Annotated in this window: 1 protein-coding gene; it reads right to left on the bottom strand. The window is 32.5% G+C overall.

All coding sequences use genetic code 11. The features are described from left to right. On the bottom strand, window positions 1-375 hold a 375-nt coding region (locus FAY47_RS19975), incomplete at both ends, for a reverse transcriptase domain-containing protein (RefSeq protein WP_243129686.1).

Below are 375 nucleotides of genomic sequence, written 5' to 3'. Positions count from 1 at the left end.
CTGAAACGCCATTAATAAGAATTCCACTTTTTAAGTATTTTCTTATTAGTGATAATAATCGTTTGTCTTTTATCTTCTTTTCTAGTTTACTCATGAGGATATCATGATTGACTTTATCAAAGAATTTCTCTAAATCCATGTCTATGACCCATCTATTTCCTTCATTTATATATTGTTTTGATTTTGTTATTGCGTCCTTTGCTCCTCTACGAGGTCGGAATCCAAAACTATTCTCTGAAAATGATGGTTCATATATTTTAGATATAACTTGAGCAATTGCTTGTTGTATTAGTCTATCTTGTACTGTTGGAATCCCTAATAATCTAACACCACCATCGGCTTTAGGTATTTCTACTCGCCTTACTGGTGATGGGT

It is taken from the genome of Clostridium sp. HBUAS56017, assembly GCF_007115085.1.
Lineage (GTDB): Bacteria > Bacillota > Clostridia > Clostridiales > Clostridiaceae > Clostridium > Clostridium cibarium.
The sequence above is the reverse complement of the archived record's forward strand: the minus strand, read 5'-3'. Positions and strand labels throughout refer to the sequence as shown.